General features: G+C 63.2%; 8 protein-coding genes and 1 tRNA gene. 5 read left to right on the forward strand and 4 right to left on the reverse strand.

Features of this window, described 5'->3' with window-relative positions:
* Window positions 1–148 precede the first annotated feature (148 nt).
* Window positions 149–1858 carry a hypothetical protein gene (locus IC50_RS10175; RefSeq protein WP_035703625.1) on the reverse strand — a complete coding sequence of 570 codons (1710 nt, stop codon included), beginning with the start codon at window positions 1856–1858 and terminating at the stop codon, window positions 149–151.
* Between the two features lie 260 nt (window positions 1859–2118).
* Between IC50_RS10175 and IC50_RS10180 the strand changes: the two genes are divergently transcribed.
* Both IC50_RS10180 and IC50_RS10185 read left to right on the forward strand, forming a co-directional pair.
* Window positions 2119–2571 (forward strand): VOC family protein, encoded by a 453-nt coding sequence (locus IC50_RS10180; protein WP_035703627.1) that lies wholly within the window; start codon window positions 2119–2121, stop codon window positions 2569–2571.
* A gap of 288 nt (window positions 2572–2859) precedes the next feature.
* Window positions 2860–3498: a glutathione S-transferase family protein gene (locus IC50_RS10185; protein WP_035703628.1), complete on the forward strand. Its 639-nt coding sequence runs from the start codon at window positions 2860–2862 to the stop codon at window positions 3496–3498.
* Window positions 3499–3628: 130 nt separating this feature from the next.
* Here the strand turns inward: IC50_RS10185 and IC50_RS42425 are convergent, their stop codons facing one another.
* From IC50_RS42425 to IC50_RS10200, 3 genes are read right to left on the reverse strand one after another with little or no spacing between them, the layout of a single operon-like run.
* On the reverse strand, window positions 3629–3796 hold the full coding sequence (locus IC50_RS42425) for a hypothetical protein (RefSeq protein WP_035703629.1): 168 nt from the start codon (window positions 3794–3796) through the stop codon (window positions 3629–3631).
* A gap of 6 nt (window positions 3797–3802) precedes the next feature.
* On the reverse strand, window positions 3803–4054 hold the full coding sequence (locus IC50_RS10195) for a hypothetical protein (protein WP_035703630.1): 252 nt from the start codon (window positions 4052–4054) through the stop codon (window positions 3803–3805).
* A 56-nt stretch (window positions 4055–4110) separates the two neighbouring features.
* On the reverse strand, window positions 4111–4365 hold the full coding sequence (locus IC50_RS10200) for a PilZ domain-containing protein (RefSeq protein WP_035703631.1): 255 nt from the start codon (window positions 4363–4365) through the stop codon (window positions 4111–4113).
* Between the two features lie 225 nt (window positions 4366–4590).
* Between IC50_RS10200 and IC50_RS10205 the strand changes: the two genes are divergently transcribed.
* The 3 genes from IC50_RS10205 (at window position 4591) to IC50_RS41970 (ending at window position 5997) form a co-directional block, all read left to right on the forward strand.
* Window positions 4591–4665 (forward strand) — tRNA-Glu (locus IC50_RS10205).
* A gap of 342 nt (window positions 4666–5007) precedes the next feature.
* A complete protein-coding gene (locus IC50_RS10210) occupies window positions 5008–5634 on the forward strand; it encodes a PilZ domain-containing protein (protein ID WP_035703632.1) in 627 nt (208 codons plus the stop codon).
* A 105-nt stretch (window positions 5635–5739) separates the two neighbouring features.
* Window positions 5740–5997 carry a hypothetical protein gene (locus IC50_RS41970; protein WP_035703633.1) on the forward strand — a complete coding sequence of 86 codons (258 nt, stop codon included), beginning with the start codon at window positions 5740–5742 and terminating at the stop codon, window positions 5995–5997.
* Window positions 5998–6548: the final 551 nt, after the last annotated feature.

Genomic DNA, 6548 nt, shown 5'->3' on the forward strand with positions numbered 1-6548 from the left:
GACCTCGGTGCTGCGCGGCTCGAACCATTGGGCCGAAACCGTCCCGACGCCCGCCGCTGCTGCTGCTGAGGGATCACTTTCCTCTGCCTGCCTGTCCGGGCGACGAAGCTGTGTCTCCGGGCGAGCGCCAAATCCCGACAGTCGCCGCTCAATCCTCCTTCATGAATATCTCGCGCCGCAGCTGTTTTTGTCCCGCCTTGAAATGACCGGGCACCCATTCCTTCCAATCCTCCTTCAGGAAGCCGGCGTCCGGATCGCCTTTGCCCGCCTCCTTGATCTTCTTGACGACATAACGGGAGTAGAAGTGGTCGAAGACGCGCATGAACTCGCCGAAATAGATGTCGGCGACTCTCGTGTTCCCGCGGATGACGAGCATATTCTCGTCGTTGGCGTTCTGTGACGGCTGGCTGAAATTTGCGGTGCCGGTGACGACGACCGGATCGGAACTCAAGGGATCGACCAACAGAAACTTGTCGTGAACGTAGAAGTTGCGGTTGAAACCGGTCAGCTTCTCGCCGAGGAAGAATTCGAGATCGCCCTTTGAAAGCTTGGCCCCGGGCGCCATGACACTGTTACCCGTGACTCTGATTTCGTCGGCAAACTCATCTCCCGGATCCTTGTCGAAGAGCGAGTAGCGGAGCGTATCATCGTCCTTGGCCAGCGCCTTGTAGAAGAAGTCGTCCAGGTTGAAGGCGAAGGTGATGCAGGCCATCCGCTTGGCGTCGGCGATGAGATCCGCATACCATTCCAGGGTCGTGGGCTTGGTCTTTTCGTCACGCGGCGAGTACAGCTGCAAGATGCGATTCTTTGGCGGCAAGGTATGGCGCGCAGGCGTCGCATCGACAGCGAGATTTGCTTTCTTCAGGGGAGCAAGCGTGACGTCCGGCGCAGCCAGGCGCTCCCAATAGTCGAGGAAGCCCTGGGCAATCTCCCCGTCCCATATGACGTGGCCGACATTGGAATGGCCGAAGATACCGCCCGAGGAAATGTTCGTCGACCCCGTCCAGACGGCGATCGGCACGTCGTTGTGGAGCAGAACGATGAACTTGTTGTGCCTGATACCGGCGCGCGACTTCTGCGGCGTGCAGATGCTCTTGATCTTGGCCGCAGCTATCATCTCCTCGTTTTCGTCCGCATAGCTTTGTGCCTCGTAGCGGATATCGACGTCGACGCCCGCATTCTTCGCTTTCTTGAACGCCAGGCCGACGGGCTTGTAGCGAAACTCGTAAAGCATCGCCCGCAAGGCGTACTCACCGGGGTTTTGCAGCGTCGAGGGATATTCGATGAACTTGACGAGTGCCTCGAACAGGCCACGGGAAAGCCATTTCATCGCATCCGAGCCGGGATCGTCTTCATCGAGCTCGGTCTTGCCGAACTTGCGCGCGAACGCCTGAGAACCGGCGGCACCACGGTTGAAATAGATGTCGTGGGTGGTTTCTCCAGGCTTCCTTCCGCCCTCTTCGGTCTCCGTACTCACGCGAATCTTGGCCGCCGATGCAACATCGAGCTGGAGGAGTTTCGGCTTGCCGTAGACCGGGATGACGCTGAACTCGTAGGTTGTCTCGGGCTTCGCCGTGTAGTCGCCCCACTGAAATGTCTGAATCGGATGCTCCGACGTCGGCACTGGAGTTCCTGGAGCCAGCCCCTCGTCCTTGTGCTTGAAGCGCTTGATCCCACGGATGAAGTAACGCTCGTGGACTTTGCCGTTCCTGTCGAACTCGGTGCGCTCGATGGCGAAGCCCAAGAGTCCGGTCTTCTTGGCGTCCTGGCCCGGCGCGAAGTCCCAGGCCAGCGTAACAACATGCAGTCCAGCAATTGCGCGCACGTGCAATACGGCGCCCTTTTCAAATTCGCGCACGGAAAGCCCCCCATTTTGTCCCTGCGCAATATGCAGGGAGGTCGCGCTTCTCGACGAGACACGTGCATTCTTTCACGAGAACAATCCAAAGTCGAGATGCCTCGCCCAGGATCACAGCCGGTATGGCTATTTGCGCCTTCGCGATGCTTCGGGCCGCGCGCACACTGCCTCTGCCCCCTGCCCCTCCTCGCCAATTCCTGCTATCCCTCCCTCCGCCGGCTCCGCCGCCAAAACCCTCCACCACCCAGGGAGCAACAACCATGCGATACCTCCACACCATGCTGCGCGTGCGCAATCTCGATGTCGCACTGAAATTCTATGTTGATGCTTTCGGCTTGAAGGAGGTGCGGCGGATCGAGAACGACAAGGGTCGGTTTACGCTGGTGTTCCTGTGCTCGGCGGACGATCTCGAGGCGCTGAAGAAGCAGCCGCCGACGCGCGGGGCCCCGCTGGTCGAGCTCACCTATAATTGGGACGAGGAAAAGTACGGCGAGGATCGCTTCTTCGGCCATCTCGCCTATGAGGTCGACGACATCTACGCCACTTGCGAGAAGCTGATGAAGGCCGGCGTCACGATCAACCGGCCGCCGCGCGACGGCAACATGGCCTTCGTTCGCTCGCCGGACCTGCACTCGATCGAGCTGTTGCAGAAGGGCGATCCGAAGCCACCGCAGGAGCCTTGGGCGTCGATGCCCAACACCGGCCACTGGTAGGTTTGCGCGCGGGAACAAGCGCTCGCGGCCCGCGTTCACCCTCCAGTGATGCAAATGGAGGAGGATGCGATGGCGAGAGGGCTGTTGCTGTGGATGCTTGGCGTGCCGATCCCGGTGATCATTCTGTTGTGGCTGTTCTTCGGCCGCTGACCGTCGGGTTGAACCTTGCAATGAAAGCTCCGCCCCGTGCGGAGCTTTTTGCATGAGGGGCGCGCCGCAACGCGCATCGCTCCAAGCACCGAATTCCGCTATCACCCGCAGCAAGCGACAATGCGGGGGAGACGCTTCATGCCTGACACCAAGCTGACGATCTGGGGCCGCGCCAATTCGGTCAACGTGCAGAAGGTGCTGTGGTGCCTCACCGAACTCGGTCACTCCTACGAGCGCATCGACGCCGGCATGCAATACGGCAAGACCCGCGAGGCCGAGTATCTCGCGATGAATCCCAACGCGCGGATCCCGACGCTGGTCGAGGGCGACTTCGTGCTGTGGGAGTCCAACTCGATCATGCGCTATCTCTGCCTTGCGCATGGGCGCGGCACGCCGATCTACCCTGACACGCCGAAACAGCGCGCCGGCGTCGACCGCTGGCTCGACTGGACGCTGTCGACCGTGCAGCCGGTCGACCGCCCGGTGTTCTGGGGCATCGTGCGCACGGCGCCCGCCGAGCGCGACATGGTCCAGGTGCAGCGCGATGCCGATGCCGCCGCCGAGGTCTGGGCCATCGCCGACCGCCTGCTCGCTACGCGCCGCTTCATGGAGGGCGATGCCTTCACGCTCGCGGACATCGCGATCGGATCCTATGCGCGGCGCTGGCTCGGGGTCGAAGGCATCAGCCGGCCCGCGCAGCCGCACCTCACCCGCTGGCTCGCCGAGCTCGGCAAACGGTCCGGATTTGCACAACATGTCGCACCGCCAATGTCGTGAACCGGTGATGCAGCTCAAGTTGCGGTGACGACACGAGGAAACGTCGTTTCGGCGCAGGCCGTCCGGCCTGGTCTCGGCACTTGACGGCTACTGTGCATGGGGTTGTTTTCGCAGTTTTTGTTCTGGGCCCCTAGCGCCAGCCGCGCTCGACCAGCAGCACGCAGATGATCAGCAGCAGCGTCACCGCGGCGGTGGCGAGGCGCGCGGTCCAGCCGAGGCCGCGGCCGACCCACCACAGCAGCGCGCAGTACATCACGACGGGAACGATGAGATCAAGCCGCACCAGATCCGAAGGCATGGGCCTTCAGCGCCTGACGGTGGTGTCGATGCTGATCGAGCCACCGATCTTCACGCAGGTCCCGGTGCCCTCGACCATGACGAAGCGCGCGCCGTAGGAGGCGCAGGAGCCCGCTCCTGCCTTGCCGGTGGCGCTCTTCAACGGCAGGGCTTTGCCCGCTTGTGGCCGCTCGGCAGGCGGCAGGCGCAAGGCTTCCGCGGCGGCCACGGAGGTTGCCGGGAACGAGATCAGGGTCAGGATGAGGAGTGGCCCGCGCATGGCAGCGTTTTAGCCCGGACAGGTGCCGCGCGCCATCGGGCCGTCCGCGTCCGCAATCAGATGAACTTGACGCCGGCCGACTTGCCGCGGCGCCAGACCACCTGGCAGCTCCGCCCGGTGCGCGCGTCGCGAGCGAACGCCATCCGGATCACGCCCGGAAGCTGGCTCGCGTCCTCGTCCATCGTGATTCTGGCACCCGAGTCCGAGATGTCCTGAACCAGGCAATGCCGCGCGGCGAAGCCGCCGTCGAGCGTGATCCAGGCGTGCTGCGACAGCAGCTTGCGGGCGGCGCGCTTCTTCGGCGGTGGCATTGGCGAAAAATCTCCCTGCCCAGCGCTACGCAGGGAACCCTAAGAAACCGTTGAAATCGCCTCCGAATGATCCCGGGCCGGCGCTGTCCACCGGAGGCAAGAGTCCGTTCCCGAACGGCTTGCCCAGGAACGCAAAGGCCACTATACGTTCGCCCGCTGCAAGCCGCCGGGCGCTGTTCGGCCGGCCAGCGGCCGTACCGCGGAAAGCGGCGGGGCCCTGCGTTTGCTCCCTTCGTCTATCGGTTAGGACGCCACCCTTTCACGGTGGAGAGAGCGGTTCGATTCCGCTAGGGAGCGCCAGCCGCGCGAAGCCTCGCCGGCGGCAATAAATCCACCGCCGCGGCATGAACCTCCCCCCTCCGACCAAGCTCCGATCGGAACCGGTAGAGGCTCATGGCACCCCCATGGCGCGGCGCGAGATCATCCCGGAAGGCCCGTCCGGTGCTGCTCGGGCAGGTCTGAACGCCACCGCCCGGATCACGCGATGACGGCATTGTGACGTTACGCCGCGAACTCGCCGCGCGACTTCCGCCCGCGCGTTTACCGGAAATTTACCCCTACTCATGTTCGCCGGTATTAATTGCTTAGAGTTTGGCCGTTACCCGTGGAAACACGGAAATCATCCAAAACAGATTGGCGCTCATGTCCGTCGCAGAGTTCCTCAAGCAACGAGCAGTAGACGTTGCGGTGAGCGGCAGCTACTCGCTGCCCCGCTGGTACGATTGCGAGGGCAAGCTGCGCAGCTTCGCCTGCCGGACCAAGCGCGTCTCGCCCTTCCGCATGATCGTGGACGTGCCTGTCGTCGGCAAGGTCGGCGAGCGCGTGACCTCCTACTTCCAGGATTTCGGCGAATTCCAGTGCACCATCAGCGCGACACTGAAGGCGGGCCTCCTGATGGAGCTCGACATGACGCGGGCGCGGCGCGCCTGGATGTCGGAAAAGCTGACCTGGCTCGAGAAGAAGCAGAAGGATGCCAGCGTTCGGGAGCTACGGCGTGACGCGCGTTTCGTTCCGCAGGTCTCGCACACCGTCCTGACCCTCGCGGACGGCAGCACTCATCCATGCTTCATCATCGACGTCTCGACGGCCGGCGTCGCAGTGTCCTCCGAGTACGACCCGCCGGTCGGAACCGCGCTTGCGGTCGGCGCCTGCGTCGGGCGGGTGATCCGCAAATTCGAGCACGGCTTTGCGGTCAAGTTCGCCGAGAGGCAATCCCGGGACGACCTCGTCCGCCTGATCGCGCGCTCGGCCGTATCACAGCCGGCCTGACCCGCCGCATCGCCGCCCTATCGCGGCCCCATTGCGGGATCAGCCTTTGGAGGGTCTGTGCCTGGTGCCGGACCTCATTTTGCAGACTTGCGATCGGGGGACCGAATGGCAGTCGACAAGATCACGGTTGACAAAATCACCTGGGACAGGGTCGGCCGGGTCACCGAGCCCGGACGCTACATGTATACGTTCGGCTGGCTCACCATCACCGCCGGCGATATCGAGATCTGGAAGCGATACCCTCAGGCCGCGTTCACGCTGCTGGCGCAACCGGCCGATCCAGACGCATCGATCGGCGAAGAATTCCATCTCGGCGCCTTCGATGTCGCTCCCGGCGCGACGTCGCCGCTCACCACGCATTGAAGAACGAATTCGGGACCGCCGAGTCGCTGCTGCGCGAGCAGCGGTTCCTGGCAAGCGCTGCGTATGTGCCTTCTGGGAGCTGGAGCAGGTGCGAGCCCGCCGGATCGCCGCCCGGCCCCGCGGGCGCACGAGGAAGCGGGACTAGCCCATCGGCCGGCGCCATCTGCCGCGGAGGGAGACCATCCCGCCCCCGGATTCGCCACGGGGACGGGCGCGCAGCAAATCGAGGAAACCGGCGCACCTCCTTGATTTGGCTTGCCGATCTGGATTCGATATGGGGCGCGCGGTCGTTGCCATGGATGACGAGCATTTTTTGTCATGCAATTGACTGCGCTTGAATTCTAGTTCTTCGCGGGCGACCCAGATGAATGGAGGCTGTCGCGCGTGTTAAGCGAGCCGACAGCGGGCGCATGACACATGGTCGCATCGGTGGACGTAGATAAGCGGATCGAGGGAACCTATTTTCGGCGCCAATGTATTTGATTGAAGCGTTACCCACCGTCATTGGAACTGCCGCCATTGCCCCGGCGCTGCTGATGCTGTGGCTTTTT

The sequence above is a fragment of the Bradyrhizobium genomosp. I (2014) genome (genome assembly GCF_000261685.1).
In the GTDB taxonomy this organism is placed as follows: domain Bacteria; phylum Pseudomonadota; class Alphaproteobacteria; order Rhizobiales; family Xanthobacteraceae; genus Bradyrhizobium.